This window comes from Vitreoscilla massiliensis (genome assembly GCF_001457815.1).
Taxonomy (GTDB): domain Bacteria; phylum Pseudomonadota; class Gammaproteobacteria; order Burkholderiales; family Neisseriaceae; genus Vitreoscilla; species Vitreoscilla massiliensis.
Genome location: NZ_LN898217.1, coordinates 1 through 13,990, shown reverse-complemented (window position 1 = coordinate 13,990; position 13,990 = coordinate 1). Strand labels below are relative to the sequence as shown.

The 13,990-nt window shown below is 50.2% G+C and carries 16 protein-coding genes and 1 rRNA gene; 10 read left to right on the top strand and 7 right to left on the bottom strand.

Annotated elements, in window-relative coordinates; genetic code table 11:
* Window positions 1-30: 30 nt before the first annotated feature.
* Both BN3003_RS02280 and BN3003_RS02275 read right to left on the bottom strand, forming a co-directional pair.
* Window positions 31-1,272 (bottom strand): DUF2252 family protein, encoded by a 1,242-nt coding sequence (locus BN3003_RS02280; RefSeq protein WP_058305123.1) that lies wholly within the window; start codon window positions 1,270-1,272, stop codon window positions 31-33.
* A gap of 283 nt (window positions 1,273-1,555) precedes the next feature.
* A complete protein-coding gene (locus BN3003_RS02275; RefSeq protein WP_058305122.1) occupies window positions 1,556-1,825 on the bottom strand; it encodes a hypothetical protein in 270 nt (89 codons plus the stop codon).
* A gap of 391 nt (window positions 1,826-2,216) precedes the next feature.
* Here BN3003_RS02275 and BN3003_RS02270 point away from each other — a divergent pair, with 391 nt between their 5' ends.
* On the top strand, window positions 2,217-2,519 hold the full coding sequence (locus tag BN3003_RS02270) for a hypothetical protein (protein ID WP_058305121.1): 303 nt from the start codon (window positions 2,217-2,219) through the stop codon (window positions 2,517-2,519).
* An 82-nt stretch (window positions 2,520-2,601) separates the two neighbouring features.
* On the opposite strand, the gene BN3003_RS02265 is transcribed toward BN3003_RS02270, so the two are convergent.
* From BN3003_RS02265 to BN3003_RS02255, 3 genes are all read right to left on the bottom strand, one after another.
* Window positions 2,602-3,339 carry a sulfite exporter TauE/SafE family protein gene (locus BN3003_RS02265; protein WP_058305120.1) on the bottom strand — a complete coding sequence of 246 codons (738 nt, stop codon included), beginning with the start codon at window positions 3,337-3,339 and terminating at the stop codon, window positions 2,602-2,604.
* A gap of 116 nt (window positions 3,340-3,455) precedes the next feature.
* The gene (locus BN3003_RS02260; RefSeq protein ID WP_058305119.1) at window positions 3,456-4,139 is read right to left on the bottom strand and encodes an ArsR/SmtB family transcription factor; all 684 of its coding nucleotides are present in this window, start codon (window positions 4,137-4,139) and stop codon (window positions 3,456-3,458) included.
* 1 nt (window position 4,140) lies between these two features.
* On the bottom strand, window positions 4,141-4,524 hold the full coding sequence (locus BN3003_RS02255; RefSeq protein ID WP_058305118.1) for a hypothetical protein: 384 nt from the start codon (window positions 4,522-4,524) through the stop codon (window positions 4,141-4,143).
* Window positions 4,525-4,774: 250 nt separating this feature from the next.
* Between BN3003_RS02255 and BN3003_RS02250 the strand changes: the two genes are divergently transcribed.
* Window positions 4,775-5,518, top strand: a complete 744-nt coding sequence (locus BN3003_RS02250; protein ID WP_058305117.1) for a hypothetical protein — start codon at window positions 4,775-4,777, stop codon at window positions 5,516-5,518.
* A 94-nt stretch (window positions 5,519-5,612) separates the two neighbouring features.
* Here the strand turns inward: BN3003_RS02250 and BN3003_RS02245 are convergent, their stop codons facing one another.
* Window positions 5,613-6,572, bottom strand: a complete 960-nt coding sequence (locus tag BN3003_RS02245) for a D-2-hydroxyacid dehydrogenase (RefSeq protein ID WP_058305116.1) — start codon at window positions 6,570-6,572, stop codon at window positions 5,613-5,615.
* 116 nt (window positions 6,573-6,688) lie between these two features.
* On the opposite strand from BN3003_RS02245, the gene BN3003_RS19045 reads away from it, so the two are divergent.
* From BN3003_RS19045 to BN3003_RS02225, 4 genes are all read left to right on the top strand, one after another.
* Window positions 6,689-6,943 (top strand): DUF2061 domain-containing protein, encoded by a 255-nt coding sequence (locus BN3003_RS19045; protein ID WP_058305115.1) that lies wholly within the window; start codon window positions 6,689-6,691, stop codon window positions 6,941-6,943.
* A 61-nt stretch (window positions 6,944-7,004) separates the two neighbouring features.
* Window positions 7,005-7,328: an FKBP-type peptidyl-prolyl cis-trans isomerase gene (locus tag BN3003_RS02235; RefSeq protein WP_058305114.1), complete on the top strand. Its 324-nt coding sequence runs from the start codon at window positions 7,005-7,007 to the stop codon at window positions 7,326-7,328.
* Between the two features lie 173 nt (window positions 7,329-7,501).
* Window positions 7,502-8,272: an oxygen-binding di-iron domain-containing protein gene (locus tag BN3003_RS02230; protein ID WP_058305113.1), complete on the top strand. Its 771-nt coding sequence runs from the start codon at window positions 7,502-7,504 to the stop codon at window positions 8,270-8,272.
* 226 nt (window positions 8,273-8,498) lie between these two features.
* On the top strand, window positions 8,499-9,266 hold the full coding sequence (locus tag BN3003_RS02225; RefSeq protein ID WP_058305112.1) for an oxygen-binding di-iron domain-containing protein: 768 nt from the start codon (window positions 8,499-8,501) through the stop codon (window positions 9,264-9,266).
* A 79-nt stretch (window positions 9,267-9,345) separates the two neighbouring features.
* On the opposite strand, the gene murU is transcribed toward BN3003_RS02225, so the two are convergent.
* A complete protein-coding gene (gene murU, locus BN3003_RS02220; protein WP_058305442.1) occupies window positions 9,346-10,032 on the bottom strand; it encodes an N-acetylmuramate alpha-1-phosphate uridylyltransferase MurU in 687 nt (228 codons plus the stop codon).
* 325 nt (window positions 10,033-10,357) lie between these two features.
* Here murU and aroG point away from each other — a divergent pair, with 325 nt between their 5' ends.
* The 4 genes from aroG to BN3003_RS02200 all read left to right on the top strand — a co-directional run.
* Window positions 10,358-11,413, top strand: coding sequence for a 3-deoxy-7-phosphoheptulonate synthase AroG (aroG, locus tag BN3003_RS02215; protein ID WP_108721471.1), 1,056 nt, complete (start codon window positions 10,358-10,360; stop codon window positions 11,411-11,413).
* Between the two features lie 213 nt (window positions 11,414-11,626).
* Window positions 11,627-12,376 carry a GNAT family N-acetyltransferase gene (locus tag BN3003_RS02210; protein ID WP_058305110.1) on the top strand — a complete coding sequence of 250 codons (750 nt, stop codon included), beginning with the start codon at window positions 11,627-11,629 and terminating at the stop codon, window positions 12,374-12,376.
* Window positions 12,377-12,380: 4 nt separating this feature from the next.
* Entirely contained in the window at window positions 12,381-13,190 is an 810-nt protein-coding gene (locus BN3003_RS02205) for a lysophospholipid acyltransferase family protein (RefSeq protein WP_082625497.1), read from the top strand.
* A 735-nt stretch (window positions 13,191-13,925) separates the two neighbouring features.
* Window positions 13,926-13,990, top strand: a 16S ribosomal RNA gene (locus BN3003_RS02200); the annotation flags it as partial.

The following is a 13,990-nucleotide window of genomic DNA, read 5'->3' as shown; positions in this document are numbered from 1 at the left end:
TTTACAGGCCGCTTTAATATGTCTATTTGCTTATTTTTTGCGCGATTTGGTGGTGTTGCTGTTCAGGTTGTCGATGAGGCTGGGGACGTCGTGGCAAAAGTGTTGGTAGTCTTGTAAGACTTGGTGGTAATACTGTTGTGAGTAGTCGATTAAGTGCATTTGCCATGCGGCGTGGTCGTTGGCGAACGCTTGCAATTCGTCGCTGCTGTTGGTGAGGCCGCGGGCGCTGGAGCGCAGTTGTGCATATGCCATCAGCCTGACCATGTCGTGACAGGCGCGCCACAGTTTTTTCGGCTTGCCTTGGCACAAGGCGAAATTCATTTTGCTTTCTTCGGGCTGGGTTTCTTTGACGATGTAGTCATCGCCTTGAAATTGAAAATCGGAATACCACGCTGGCAACATATAGGCGCAATCGTGTTGGATGGTGTGAATGCGCTCGGCTTCGCTCGTCCATGTTGGTTGTGGCAGGCTTAAATATGGCTTGAGCGAGCTGGGTTTGGCTTGTTTGATGTCGAAGAACAGCAATTGTTGCTGTTGGTGGTGGTAGACCAAAAACATATAGCGCTTGAGGCCAACGCTGCCGGTGCCAGCGACGCGGATGACGACATCGTAAACCTTGAATTGGCCCAAATCATCGGCGTATTGGTTCAAATGCTGTTCAAACGCGGCGATTAAGGCGTGTTTGAACGCGGTCGGCTTGATGGCAAAGTATTTTTTGTCATTGGTCAGCAGCGTCGGTTGGCGTTTGCTGTTGGGGGCGATGCGGGCTTGGTAAAACGCCTTATTGTTGGTGGTGTTGGCGGCGTGCATCAGCGTTTTCAAGATGCCCGAGCTGTGTTCGCGTTCTAAGACAAAGGCTTTGCCCATGTGGATGGCTTGCAAATACGATTCCATTAAGGAAAAGGCAATCAAGGTGAGTTCGGCGGTGTTGATATTGAGTTGGTGGCCGAGCAAATACACGCTGCTGATGAAGCGGCTGATTTCCCATGTGACCGGTGCCAAGGCCGCTTCGTCAAAATCATTCAAATCAAAATACACCAAGCGGTTGCGGCCGCGATAAGTGCCGAAATTTTCCACATGCAAATCGCCGCATATCCATGCGCGCGTTGGGTCTTGCCATGTTTGGGCGCCAACCAAGTCTTGGTAAAACAAATGGCAGGAGCCGCGGTAAAAGCGAAACGGGCTGCTGGCCATCAGCGTGTATTTGTTTGGCAAAAACCGCGCTTGGCGGTCTTGGTTGAAGGCCACAATGGCGGCGGTGACGTCTCGCATACACGGCTCCTAGTCGATAGGTGGCGCAGATGGGCGCCTGTCGGCGGCGGTTTGGGAAAAACGCTTACGGTAGGGATACAGTGTAGGCAAGTCTGGGTTGGGGCTGCAAGATGAATCGATGGCTGGTAGTAAGTCGTGCGTTGTCACATTGGTATCTTAGGCAAGGCCACAGACAAGTGAAAGCGGCCTGTAAACCGTTGAGATCAGGTTTACAGGCCGCTTTGGGCAGCACACTGGCTTCAGGAGTAGGGATAAACCGGTGTGCTACAGCAGTACATTCAGATTAGTGGCTTACGCGCACGCCAGAAGTTTCAACTGACACTTGGCTGGCAGTGGTTGCACCGGTGTATTTGAACAATGGGTTCACCACTTTGCCATTCACCTTGCCGTAATTCACTTGTTCGGTAGCGATGGCTTGGCTTTGCACTTGGGCATTGCTTTGCGCGTATGGGTTTTGTTGTTCGGTCGCATTGGTGAAGTTAGCGATGTTGGCTGCCATGGCAGTAGAGATGCTCAATGCGGCCAATACGGTGGTGATGATGGTTTTTTTCATTTTGTTTGCCTTTAAGTTGTTGTTTATTGATTTGATGGATGCAGTGTATTGCTTCTTGCGAGTTGAAAACACTAGCAAATCTTCAATATATTGTTAACTTAAAGTAAACAAACTAGCAAAGACGGGCTTCTATTCCATATGAATGTGCAATCAACGCGGTTTGGCGGGGTGTGCATGGACATGAAAGCGGCCTGTAAACTCGCAATAGGCTTACAGGCCGCATATAGGGATAAAAATTGTCCAGTCAAAACAGGGCTCTGAATCTGAATTAAGGTTTACTCAAACACGCTTACACAGCGTTTACCAGACTTAAACTTGTACTAAGTTGCCACTAAGTCTGGCGGTGCATGATGTGTCTATCCAAACAGCTTAACCAGCAAGGAGTCACACCATGAAAAAAATCGTTACCGCCATTTTCGCCACCGTCTTGGCTTCTTTCACTGCCATGAGCATGGCCGCTACCGTACCCAGTCATCAGCCCATGAAACACCCAGTAGCGGCGCACCAAGTCAAACACGTGAAAAAAGTGGCGGTAAAAAACCCCACTGCCCAACACCGTCCTGCGCACAAAGTGGTGGTGAAAAAACACCCTAGTGCGAAACACCATGCCCAAATCAAACATGCTCAAGCCAAAAAAGTGGCGTACAAACACCGTTTGCCAGCCAAACACGTGGTTCACCATGTGAAACACTGAGCACTGTTACACCCTCAATCATAAGCGGCCTGTAAATCCATCAACAGATTTACAGGCCGCTTGTATTGAATCGTTCTGCTGATTATTTCAGCACATCACTGAGCAACATATAACCACCGAGCAGCAACAAACCGATGAAGAAGCAGCGTTTGAACACTGTCTCGCTGATGAATTGGCGCAGGTATTGGCCAACATACATGCCCACAATGGCAGGGACGATGGCCAGTGCCGACAGTCCCACATTCATGTTCGGCAAGCCTTGTTGCCACAGCAATTGCGCCGCCAAGGCCAGCGTCGATACCGTGAACGACAAGCCCAGCGCTTGGATTAACTCGTCTTTGGACAGCGACAGCGTTTGCAAATACGGCACTGCGGGCAACACAAACACGCCGGTAGCGGCGGTAATCGTGCCAGTAACATAACCAATGAGCGGCGACAACCAGCGCTCATGCCGTGCAGACGAGGGCAGTTTTTTGGCTAACAGCCCCCACAGCGCGTACAGACACAAAATCAGTCCCAAACCCGCATGCACCCAAGTATTGTTGCTCGAAAGTGGCGGCAACACACTCCACAGCGTGCCGATGGTGATGCCGGCGAGCATGGGCCACAGCCGCTTGCACAAAGGCCACAACTGCGCGCCCAAGCACAATTGCCACACATTGGTGACGGTTGAGGGTATCAGCAGCAAACTGGCGGCGGTGGCCGGCGGGTAAAACACCGTCAACAAACCCATGGCAATGGTGGGCAAGCCCAAACCGATGACGCCTTTGACCATGCCCGCGAGTAAGAAAATCAACAATAATGCAACGATGAGGCTCATAAGAGGCTTTCTGTGCCGCCACAGTGGGCGGAAAAATGGGTGTGTGTCTGTGTCTGTTGCAACACAGAGGGAATAAGAGGCCATCACCACTTGCATGCGGCCTGTAAACCCGTGCATCAGGTTTGGATAAAGCGTTGCTGCAACAAATGCTGCTTGCCTTTGTGCGTTAACACCAACTCGCGGCTTTCGGCCACGGTATTGAAATAACCTTGCTGCATGAAAAAACGCAGCAGTGTGCTGCCCAAGCGTTTGCCGATGTGGAATTGGCGTTCGCTCCAATCCAAGCACGTGCATTGCTGTTGTGGATAAGTTTCCCATGCCGCCAGTGGCACGCCTTTGCGACACAGCGCTTGGTGGCCGAGTTCGGTCAAATCATAGCTGTCCGCTTGCAGCCATTGCGCGGTCACCATCTCTTGCGCCAGCTCTACGGCGATTTCACCGGCCAAATGCTGGTAACACGTGCGGGCCTGCCGTAGATGCGGCGGCGTGGACGGCACCATGCTGGGCTTTTGCAGCGCGGTAAAACGCAGCAGTTGTTCCAGTAATTGCGCAATGTCGGCACTGCTGAGGCGGAAATAGCGGTGCTTGCCTTGCGACACACAGGCGATAAAGCCTTGTTCACGCATTTTGTGCAAATGGCTGCTGGCGGTAGACGGGGCGATGTCGGCCATCAAGGCCAATTCGGTGGCGGTGTAAGCGCGGCCATCCATCAAGGCCAACAAGATGAGCACGCGTTTGGGTTCGGCCAAAACGCGCGCCAGTTCTGCCACATGGTGGACGGCGGGATCGGAGGAGTGCATGTCAGGCTTGCCATTCAAGAGTGTGTGCGGCAGCGGCGGCCACATCGTCTACCACCAAGATTAACCGATTGTGGTGGTCGCTGTACATGGTGTGGATGTTGATGTGGTGGGCGGCCAAGCGCGCACAGATTTTCCCCAATTGACCGGGCTGCTCTTGGTGCAGCTTGCGCACCAGCACTGCGCGTTGGCCGATGACGTGTAAGCCAGCCGCGCGCAACACTTGCGCCGCACGCTCGCCGTCGGCCACCAAAAAATGCGCTTCGGCGCTGTCGCCCGTGGCAAACACGCCGCCACCTTCCAAGCTGATGCCGGCCTGTCCCAATAATTGTCCGAATTGCGCCAAAGTGCCGGGGTGGTTGGCCAAACGTACGTGTATGTCGTCCATGCTGGTTCCTGAGTAACTGGTGTGCAGATGACGATACTGTAAACGCAGCCATCCACTCTCGCTTCGATGGCGGTCGAAACAAGCGTTGGGTATTGGCATGGCAGTTATTAATATGAATAAGCGGCCTGTAAAGCGCTATTGGGTTTACAGGCCGCTTGCTGATGCTATAGCACACGATTGTGAACAAGTCTGTATTGGATTAATCTGTAGCGCTCAGACGCAAGGTCTTGATGGCAAAGGAGTGGCGGCGATGAAACATGTGGCACTGTGGGCGTTGTGTGGCAGCGTGTGGGCGTGTGCGCCGGCGGACAAACCTGTGATTGAGGCACCGGAGCGGCTGTTATTGCCTTACAGCGATGTGCGCTATCAAGGCAAAGTGTATGTGGAAAGCGTGAGCCAGCAAGGCACGCACATGCTGAATTTGGATTGCCACACGCCAACGGCACAGCAATGGTCGCCCCGTGCGGCCGATGTGTTGGCCTATATGCGTGCGGCGGTGAACAAGCAGACGCTGCCGGCATTGCAATTGGATGCGCGCGTGCCACCGCCGTTAACAGTCTTGGAACAACACACTTTGCAATCTGTGTGTCAGCGCCGCAGCGTACAAGAAAGCATAGACTATCCCAATCACCGCCGCGTGACCTTGTTGGTAGACAGCATCCAAATTCTGCCAGAAGCGGTATTGCCGCAAACGATGACGGCATGGGTGGTGTATGAGCGCACGCCGCCGGCCGTGAGCGACATGTTTCCCAAGCTGGCGCACGATGCGCATTTGGTGCAAGTGCAAATGGCGTGTCGCGAAGGCCAAAACGCATCGCATGTGCGCCGCAGCATGTTGCTGAACCAAGGCGTGGTGTGGGCATGGATGGGCGGCTTTGGTGGCTTGATTGCCGACGATGACCCGTTGCGGCGGGCGGTGTGCCGTCATTATCAAGTACGGCCTGCCCAAAGCGACATGCAATGGCGCAGTGAGGCGTATATCACGCAGTATTAAAGCGTTGGCCATCTTAATAATAAAAGCAATATAAAAAGCGGCCTGTAAACCATTTCTTAGGGTTTACAGGCCGCTTGTGTATCAAGGTGTGGGCTTATTTGGGCAAGACCACGCTTTGGGGCGTGCCGGCCATGCCTTGGTTGATGTTGTCGATGAGCATGTGGAACAAGCGCGTCATCGCTTCTTGGCTGCCCCATGCCATGTGTGGGGTGACGATTAAATGGGGCAAATGGGTGTTGACCAAAGGATTGCCTTCGGTAGGCGGTTCATTGGTAATCACATCGAAACCCGCGCCGCCCAAGCCGCCGTATTTCAATGCGGCGATCAATGCGGTTTCATCGACCAAACCACCGCGGCCGACGTTGATGATGACGCAGCCCGGTTTGAGCGTTTTCAATTCTTCTTCGCCGAGCATATTGCGCGTTTGCGCATTGAGTGGGCAATGCAGCGAAATCACATCCGCTTGTTGCAAGGCTTCGGCAAACGGCACATAGCCCTCACGGCACACCGCCGCGCCTTTGTGTTCGCCATAAATCACCTTCATGCCAAACGCTTCGGCGCGTTGCGCCAAGGCCGAACCGATGCCACCTTTGCCGAATATCAACAGCGTTTTGCCATTGATGTCGTGGATGGGCGCACCAAAATGGCAGAAATAAGGCGAGTTTTGCCATAAGCCTGCGGCGACATCGCGTTGGTAAGCCGGCAATTGGCGCATCAAAGCCATCATCAACATGAACGCGTGTTCGGCGACGGTGTCGTTGCCATAGGCTTTGATGTTGGAAACGATGATGCCGCGCTCAGCAGCGGCCTGTAAGTCGACATGCTCAAAACCGGTGGCAGCAATGGCTATCATTTTCAGATTCGGGCTGGCCTCTATGGTGGCGCGGTCGACTTTGACCTTATTGGTGATGATGATTTCGGCGTCGCGGCAACGGTTAATGGCTTCCTCGTCGGGTGTGCCATCGTATTCGGTGAGGTGGTGTTCAAAATCAAACGTCCACGGTAAAGGCATTAAGGTGCCGCGGTCCAAAACCACGATGTGACAACTGCTCATATTTGTCCTTATAGAGAAAACCAATTCCATGATTTGTAAATTTTGTTGGAAAATACAAATAATAATAGTTATCATTTGTATATAGAAATCACCAACAGTTTTAAAGAGGTCATAACATGATTAAAACCCTGACTTTTGCCATCTTGCACTTCAGTGTGGCATTCAGCGTTGCCTATGCGCTCACAGGCAGCATCGGCATTTCCAGTACCGTAGCATTGGTCGAGCCGATTGTGAATACCGTCGTATTCTATTTCCATGAAAAAATCTGGCAAGGCATAGAGGCCAAACGCCGTGCCAAACGTGGCTTACAGGCCGCCTTGCTCGCCGATGACAAACCCAAAACCCTGTTTGGCTGTGGTCACAGTTTGTAAAGCTTGAGTCTGATGGCGCTTGGCTTGTGGTACATTCGCCTTTTGCCAAGAAAGAAACGCTATGGGTTTACAAGTAGAAGATTTGAGCGTTGGCGCCGGTGCTGAAGCCGTGGCCAATAAAGAAGTGACTGTGCATTACACCGGTTGGTTAACCGATGGCACCAAATTCGATTCCAGCTTAGACCGCAAACAGCCATTGACCATCGTGTTGGGCATAGGCCAAGTGATTAAGGGTTGGGACCAAGGCATAGAAGGCATGAAGGTCGGCGGCAAACGCAAACTGACCATCCCGCCTGAATTGGCTTATGGCAATCGCGCTGTTGGTGGTGTGATTCCCAAAAATGCCACTTTGGTGTTTGAAGTAGAGTTGTTGTCTGTGGCATAAATTCGCCCACAAAAACAAGTCACAAACTTAAGCAAGCCCGAATCTGCGGCTTGCTTAATTTATGTCAACAAGGGTGCAGATTCTGCCCCATCCCCACGCAGCAGCCCAAACGCCTATGCCATAATCATCGCAATGCAGTGATTAATCAATCAATTGTGAAACGGAGCATAAACATGGCGGTGGTGTTGTATGACGATGGAACACATAAGTGTGTGGTATTCACTGATTTGGTGACGGGCGAAGGGGTACAGGCCAACCAATTTGCCATTTCTCACAATGGCGAGGGAGTATTGCTCGATCCCGGCGGCAATTTGACTTACAAACATTTGTTGGCAGAGATTTCCGATTATTTTTTGCCATCGCGCACGCGCTATATTTTTGCCTCACATCCCGATCCTGACATCATCGCCTCGGTCAATGGTTGGTTGTTGATTACCGATGCCGAAGTGTTGATTGCGGAAGAATGGGAACGCTTTATCCCGCATTTCTGTTTAAAAGGCGCGACGGTTGGGCGCATGGTCACCATCCCGCCGCAAGGCATGAAATTGGATTTGAACGGCGGTGAGCTGCAAATCATTCCTGCGCATTTCTTGCATCCGGTCGGCAATTTCCACATTTACGACCCCATCAGCAAAATCCTGTTTTCAGGTGACGTGGGCGCGTCCATCGTCGATGCTGAAGAAGCGGCGCAAACCGTGACCGATTTCGACCACCATTTGCACCACAATTCCATGTTGGGTTTCCACCAGCGTTATATGAGTGGCAACAAGGCGTGTCGTTATTGGGTCAACATGGTGCGCCAATTGGACATCGAGTGGATCGTGCCGCAACATGGCGCTTCGTTTAAGGGCAAAGAGATGGTCAATCGCTTCTTGGATTGGTTTGAAGAGCTGGAATGTGGCATAGATTTAATCACCCAAGACGATTTTCGCTTGTTGAAATAAACCTGCCGTTTTACAGGCCGCTGTCGCTGATGTGTCACACATGGGCGGCAAGCGGCCTGTTTGGCTATGTGTCGGTATCTATGTGGTTTTATTGTCAAAACCGGTTGAAAACTACTGAATTATTTAGTCTATATCAAGCAAATTCACATTAGCAAAACACTTGTAATTATGCCTATGTTATAAAAGCACTCTCTAGCATAAAATCAATAATCGAAAGAGTCACATCATGGCAGTGGTTTTATACGACGACGGTGAACACAAATGTGTCGCCTTTTCAGATTTGGTTACCGGTGAAGGTGTACAGTCCAATCAATTTGCCATCGTGCACAAAGGCGATGGCATGTTGCTCGACCCCGGTGGTAATTTAACTTACAAACATTTGTTGGCGGAAATCTCCGATTACTTCCTGCCTTCGCACACGCGCTATGTGTTCGCGTCGCACGCCGACCCTGACATCATCGCCTCCATCAATGGTTGGTTGTTGATTACCGACGCGAATGTGTTGATTGCCAAAGAATGGGAACGCTTTATTCCGCATTTTTGTTTGAAAGGCGCGACCACTGGCCGTTTGACCAGCATTCCGGCACAAGGCATGAAGGTGGAATTGCAAGGTGCTGAGCTGCATTTGTTGCCAGCGCATTTCTTGCATCCAGTCGGCAATTTCCATGTTTACGATCCGATCAGCAAAATCCTGTTCTCAGGTGACGTCGGTGCGTCTTTGGTTGATGCCGAAACCGCGGGCAAACCGATAGACGATTTTGACCACCACTTGCACAACAATGGCATGTTGGGTTTCCACAAGCGCTATATGAGCGGCAACAAAGCTTGTCGTTATTGGGTGAACATGGTGCGCCAATTGGATGTGGAATGGATTGTGCCGCAACACGGCGCCTCGTTCAAAGGCAAAGAAATGGTCAACCGTTTCTTGGATTGGTTAGAAGATTTGGAATGCGGTATTGATTTACTCAGCCAAGATGATTTTAAAGTATTGTGATGTGTGATTTGAATTTACAGGCCGCTTAATCGCGGCCTGTAATGCTTGCTGCGGCCTGTAAATGGGATTTACTCAGTGATTAAGCGTGCTGCATCAGTGCATTGGCCTGTTGCAAACGCTCAACCGTGCCCACATCTAACCACAAGCCCGTGTGTTTGTGGCCAGTGACTTGCTGTTCAGCCATGGCAGTGCGCAATAAGGGCGCGAGTTTGGCGGCTTGATGCGCGGGCGTGTGTTGGAACAGCGCTGGATGGTAGACGCCGCAACCGCTGAAGGTGTATTGCGTGTCGGCATGGCTGACAACATGCTCGCCGTCTAAGCCAAAATCACCATTGGGATTGTGATCGGGATTGTTAACCAACCACAGGTGTGCCAAAGCGTTATTCGTGGCCATTTGCGCTGCAATGCGAGTCGCTTGGGCAAAATCAATGTCGGTGAGCACATCGCCATTGATGACCAAAAAAGGCGCATCGCCAAGCAGCGGCAAAGCGGTGGCGATGCCGCCGGCAGTTTCCAAGCCTTGAGCGCCTTCAGGCGAATAGGCAATGTGCACACCATAATCGCGGCCATCTTGTAACACGTCTTCGATTTGCTGACCCAACCACGCGTGGTTAATCACCACCTCAGTAAAACCGGCTTGTTGCAAACGGCGCAAATGCCAACCGATTAAAGGTTCACGCCCCACGGGTAATAAGGGTTTGGGAGTGGTGTCGGTTAAAGGACGCATGCGTTCGCCACGACCGGCGGCCAATATCATTGCTTTCATGGTGTTTTCAATGGAATAAATGAAACACAGAGTGTAATCCAAATCACCACCAGCCGACACCACAGTGATTTTGCCATTTTGCTGCACGGCAACAGATTTTGCGCCATTAACACGAAGCCAAATTTTATTTTAAGAAATAAATTTCGTCATAAATTCATTTTTAAGAAATTAAATTTTAATATAACTTATTTAAATTGCCGGTATTGAAATATAATTTCAATTGTTGCCCGTAATTGCGCTTGATTTTTGGTTTCAAAGCGTTTAGCCTAGCTTCATTCGAGTTTAATTGCTTTTTGAGAAACAGAGTTTTTGCATGAGTATCAATATGAAAAATACCGACGACGTTAAAATCAAAGAAATAAAAGAATTATTGCCGCCGATTGCCCACTTATACGAATTGCCATTAACAGAACCTGCCAGCACTTTGGTACACGATACCCGTGCTGAAATTTCAGATTTGATCCATGGCAAAGACCAACGCTTGTTGGTGGTGGTAGGCCCTTGCTCCATCCACGACCCCAAAGCTGCCTTGGAATATGCTGAGCGCTTGTTGCCATTGAAAAAGAAATACGAAAAAGAATTGGTCATTGTGATGCGGGTGTATTTTGAAAAACCACGCACCACCATCGGTTGGAAAGGCTTGATTAACGATCCACATTTGGATGGCTCTTTCGACATCAACTTCGGCTTGCGCCAAGCGCGCCATTTGTTGTTGCAATTGAACAATATGGGCATCCCAGCCTCTACCGAATTCTTGGACATGATTACGCCGCAATACTATGCTGATTTAATCAGCTGGGGCGCGATTGGTGCACGCACCACTGAAAGCCAAGTTCACCGTGAATTGGCCTCAGGTTTGTCTTGTCCAGTAGGCTTTAAAAACGGTACCGATGGCAATATGAAGATCGCCATTGATGCCATAGGTGCAGCCAGCAATCCGCACCATTTCTTGTCGGTGACCAAAAGCGGTCATTCAGCAATTGTGCGCACCGCCGGCAATCCTGATTGCCACGTGATTTTGCGCGGTGGCAGCAAAAACACCAATTATGACAGTGAATCCATTCAAAACGCCGTGGCCGAATTGAGCAAAGCCAAAGTCGCCACCAAATTGATGGTCGATTGCAGCCATGCCAACAGCCGCAAGAAATACGAATTGCAAATGGAAGTCGGTCGCGATGTGGCCGAGCAAATCAAAGCCGGTGAAAGCAATTTGATGGGCGTGATGATAGAGAGCCATTTGGTTGAAGGTCGCCAAGATTTGGTCGAAGGTCAACCATTGTGCTACGGCCAAAGCATTACCGATGCGTGCATCGGTTGGGACGATACTGAAGTGCTGTTGGCAGAATTGGCAGAAGCAGTCAAAACACGCATCGCTGCTTAAAGTCGCATATTGCAAACAGTTGCACAAAAAGCGTCCTGTAAGGTTTACAGGACGCTTTTTATTGTGTAAAAAACTTAAAGCAAGCTTGGTAGTCTTAAGTCATATCACTGCAACACAGCGCTTCAATGTTTTGTCAGCTGACACATGTTTGTCATTCACACTTTGTAGAGTGAGCAGCATCGTGCTTTAACATACTCAACACGGAGAAAAGTAATGTTACAACTGCAATCCCAAAGTCACGTTCACATCCAAGGTGGTAGTTTAAGCGTGTCGCTTGCGCGCAGTGAGTTTGAGATAGAAGAAGCACAGCGCTTGCGTTACAAAGTGTTCGCCGAAGAGATGGGCGCCAATATCGTGTCCAACAATGGTTTGGACGTGGACAAATACGATGAACATTGCCAACACTTGTTGGTGCGCGAGCGCGAAAACGACCGCATCATCGGATGTTACCGTTTGTTGACAGCCGAAGGCGCTGCCGCCGTCGGCGGTTGGTATTCTGCCAGCGAGTTTGACTTAAGCCGTTTGCAACACATCTTGCCACACACGGTAGAGCTCGGTCGCGCCTGCGTGCACCAAGACTACCGCTCCGGCAGTACCATCACCTTATTGTGGGCGGGATTGATGCAATTCATGCAGCAACAAGGTTTGGAATACATGATAGGTTGCGGCAGCATGTGCATGAAAGACGGCGGTCACAGCGCCGCCAGCATGTTCCGACGCCTGCAAGAACAGTGTTACGCCCCGCCTGAATACCGCGTGTTCCCGAAAAACCCGTTACCGATAGCTGCCTTACAACAAGACTTGGAAGTCGAGCTTCCTGCTTTGATTAAAGGCTATGTGCGTGCCGGTGCGTACATCTGTGGCGAGCCGCATTGGGACACCGATTTTAACAGTGCCGATGTGTTGGTGATGATGCCGATATCGCGCATCAATCCTCGCTATGCGCGTCACTTTTTGAAATAAGACCATGGCAACATCAGGCAATAAGTTATTACTGGCATGGCGCATGGGCCGCGTGGGTTGGCATTTGTTGTCAGGTTGCACCCAAATCGCACTGTTTTTTGGGCGCAGCACCCCAGCACAAAAACAGCGCCGCATCCAAAATTGGTCGGCACAATTATTGGGCGTGTGCGGCATGCGCGTGCAAGTGGTGGGTGACATTGCCGCGATACCGAAAGATACAGGCCGCTTTTGGGTTTCCAATCATGTGTCGTGGTTGGACATCTTCGCCATCAATGCGGTACAGCCGATGCGTTTCGTCGGCAAAGACGACATTCAAACTTGGCCTGTTATCGGTTGGCTGGTGGCGCGCTCCGATACCATCTTCATCAGCCGCAGCAACCGCGCTGCCGCCTTGGCCGCTAACGATATCATCAGCAATGCCTTACAGGCCGGTGCCAACATCGCCATTTTCCCCGAAGGCACTTCTACCGATGGCCATCAGCTCAAACCGTTTAAACACAGCTTGTTTCAAGCGCCGATTAGCGCTGGTGTGCCAGTACAAGCACTGTGTGTGCGTTACCCATTGCCCAATGGTGATTTAAACCCCGCACCGGCTTACCACGGCGATATCAGTCTGTGGCAAACCTTGGTGGCCTTATTACAGCAGCCGCAATCGGTGGCTGAAGTACACATCTTGGCAGCACTGGACAGCACTGGCATGAGCCGCCAGCAATTGGGCGCCAGTGCGCAATCAGAAATCGCCCAGTGCTTGGCACAATGTGCAGAGCAAGTCGTCCCCATACAGGCAGAGTATGCTGAGACGGTGACGCAATAGTGATACATATACATAATATAAAGAAGCGGCCTGTAAATAAGTTTACAGGCCGCATTTGTATTGTGTTGGCGTTACTACTGAATCAATACCTATATCTGTCTATATATGATGAGCAGTGGGGTTTGTACTATAACTATACTGTGTGTCTTTATATAGATAGAGCATTGAACAGTAGCTATTGCATTTGGTGGCAAGTGCAATTTTTGGATCGTCCTAAATACAGTTTTAATACAGCCATTCTATATAGATATACAGATATTAGTTCTTAAAGCGGCCTGTAAGTTGAATGTGAAGACATTGCTAAAGCAGTTTGTGATGCTGTATCGGGGAATATTGGATTTATTTTCGGTCTGGTTATCGAATTTTGCATTGTTATTGAGCGGTGTTCATGCAGTAAATACAAGGCTTCTGGCCGGTTGCTTAAAATAATTTCCCTATAAAACGCAAGTAAATCAGCAGGTTTTCATTTTCATGTAAATATATTGTTGATTGGGTGTTGACGGGTAGGCGAGATGTGCGTAAGATTCGGCTTCTTCGCTGCTGACACAGCAACGAAACAGCCGCTTCGGTTGGTTCTTTGAGTGTCGTAGCATAGCTCTTTAAAAACAGATTACCGATAAGTGTGAGTGCGAAAAGCCTCACACTGCTAAAGAAGTAAAGACAAGATATGATATTAATCATTTCTCGTTCTTTTCTTTTGAGAAGCAGACCAGAAGTTATATTAGCTTAGAGATTAAACATAAGAGTTTGATCCTGGCTCAGATTGAACGCTGGCGGCATGCTTTACACATGCAAGTCGA

What these genes read in the sequence shown, in the direction of transcription:
- BN3003_RS19045 (WP_058305115.1), top strand. Translation starts at nt 6,689, where the DNA reads ATGATTAAAACCCTGACTTTTGCCATCTTGCACTTCAGTGTGGCATTC.
- BN3003_RS02205 (WP_082625497.1), top strand. Translation starts at nt 12,381, where the DNA reads ATGGCAACATCAGGCAATAAGTTATTACTGGCATGGCGCATGGGCCGC.
- BN3003_RS02280 (WP_058305123.1), bottom strand. Translation starts at nt 1,272, where the DNA reads ATGCGAGACGTCACCGCCGCCATTGTGGCCTTCAACCAAGACCGCCAA.
- BN3003_RS02230 (WP_058305113.1), top strand. Translation starts at nt 7,502, where the DNA reads ATGGCGGTGGTGTTGTATGACGATGGAACACATAAGTGTGTGGTATTC.
- BN3003_RS02225 (WP_058305112.1), top strand. Translation starts at nt 8,499, where the DNA reads ATGGCAGTGGTTTTATACGACGACGGTGAACACAAATGTGTCGCCTTT.
- BN3003_RS02265 (WP_058305120.1), bottom strand. Translation starts at nt 3,339, where the DNA reads ATGAGCCTCATCGTTGCATTATTGTTGATTTTCTTACTCGCGGGCATG.
- BN3003_RS02255 (WP_058305118.1), bottom strand. Translation starts at nt 4,524, where the DNA reads ATGGACGACATACACGTACGTTTGGCCAACCACCCCGGCACTTTGGCG.
- murU (WP_058305442.1), bottom strand. Translation starts at nt 10,032, where the DNA reads ATGAAAGCAATGATATTGGCCGCCGGTCGTGGCGAACGCATGCGTCCT.
- BN3003_RS02245 (WP_058305116.1), bottom strand. Translation starts at nt 6,572, where the DNA reads ATGAGCAGTTGTCACATCGTGGTTTTGGACCGCGGCACCTTAATGCCT.
- aroG (WP_108721471.1), top strand. Translation starts at nt 10,358, where the DNA reads ATGAAAAATACCGACGACGTTAAAATCAAAGAAATAAAAGAATTATTG.
- BN3003_RS02270 (WP_058305121.1), top strand. Translation starts at nt 2,217, where the DNA reads ATGAAAAAAATCGTTACCGCCATTTTCGCCACCGTCTTGGCTTCTTTC.
- BN3003_RS02250 (WP_058305117.1), top strand. Translation starts at nt 4,775, where the DNA reads ATGAAACATGTGGCACTGTGGGCGTTGTGTGGCAGCGTGTGGGCGTGT.
- BN3003_RS02275 (WP_058305122.1), bottom strand. Translation starts at nt 1,825, where the DNA reads ATGAAAAAAACCATCATCACCACCGTATTGGCCGCATTGAGCATCTCT.
- BN3003_RS02235 (WP_058305114.1), top strand. Translation starts at nt 7,005, where the DNA reads ATGGGTTTACAAGTAGAAGATTTGAGCGTTGGCGCCGGTGCTGAAGCC.
- BN3003_RS02260 (WP_058305119.1), bottom strand. Translation starts at nt 4,139, where the DNA reads ATGCACTCCTCCGATCCCGCCGTCCACCATGTGGCAGAACTGGCGCGC.
- BN3003_RS02210 (WP_058305110.1), top strand. Translation starts at nt 11,627, where the DNA reads ATGTTACAACTGCAATCCCAAAGTCACGTTCACATCCAAGGTGGTAGT.